The organism is Vibrio sp. 1078-1 (genome assembly GCF_033340475.1).
On record NZ_JAWOWM010000072.1, the window covers coordinates 1 to 1,147 of the forward strand.

Below are 1,147 nucleotides of genomic sequence, written 5' to 3' on the forward strand. Positions count from 1 at the left end.
CACCCCCGTCTGCGTTCTTGGTGTTGTAGTTGTACCCAACCGCATAGCCATCTCTGCACAGGAACTGATCGCTGTTGCTTGAAGGTATGCCTTTATCAAGGTGTTGAACACAAGTTTCAGCAAGAGTAGGGAAGGATAAGAGTGTGACTAAAGATACTAAGATGATGTTTTTCATTATTTTTCTCCGTTATTAAGAGATTTAAAAATAATGAAATTACTCACTAAGACTGTGAATTAGCTTATAAACTAATCAGTATCTTGTAGGTTAATGATGAGGTAAATATCATTGCCGTGAATGTAAAGGGTTACACAACAGATTTTATAAACGTGTTGTCTAACCCAAAACTCACAGCGTAAAAGAGATGTACTTACTCGGCTTTATTTGGTCCGGTAAAGCGAATGTCTTGCAGGTTAAAGCCGAGCTCGATATCGCATTTCAACGCCGCTACTCGTTTACATAGACGTGCAGACTCAATGTGTTCATCCAGCTTCTTGCGATATTTCGGTGCAAGTTCATCGCTGGCGTAGGCCGCTTCAATATCTTCAAATTGAGTTAGGATCTCTTTGGCGGCTTTCGGTCCAATGCCCGGAACGCCTGGCACTTGGCTTGAACTAATGCCAGTTAACCCCCAATAATCAGCGAGTTGGCTTGGCTTTACGCCAAACTCTTTCTCAATAAACGGTTCATCCAACCAACGGTGTTGAAAGTAATCGCGAATTTGCAGTGTCGGTGAAAGTAACTGGCAGTAGCCTTTGTCGGTTGAAACGATCGTTACTTTCTCGCCGTGGCTTGCCACTTTGGTCGCCAGTGTTGCAACTAAATCGTCCGCCTCATCGCCTTCTGATAGCAGTGAATCAATGCCTTGCTCCCACCATGCTTGTTGGATGGCATCCAAACCTTGCATCAGCGGCTCTGGCATCGGTTTGCGATTTTGCTTGTAGTCAGGAAGGATTTCAGCGCGCCAACCTCTATCTTGTTCATGGTGATCAAACACCGCGATGATATGTGTTGGTTTCGCTTCGGAAAGAATACGCGTAAGGGTTCGCTGAGTCGTCGTGATGGTTCTTGCGATGTCAGTTGGATCCGGTTGTGCAGAGTGCACACGGCGAATCAAGTTGAGGGGATCAATAATAACAAGATGAATAG

1 protein-coding gene and 1 pseudogene are annotated in these 1,147 nt (G+C 44.9%); both read right to left on the reverse strand.

The annotated features are described in order from the left end of the window. A pseudogene (locus R7190_RS25675) lies at nucleotides 1–175 on the reverse strand (DNA/RNA non-specific endonuclease); the annotation flags it as partial. A gap of 193 nt (nucleotides 176–368) precedes the next feature. Further along, entirely contained in the window at nucleotides 369–1,145 is a 777-nt protein-coding gene (gene xni / locus R7190_RS25680; protein ID WP_318137654.1) for a flap endonuclease Xni, read from the reverse strand. Between the last annotated feature and the right edge of the window lie 2 nt (nucleotides 1,146–1,147).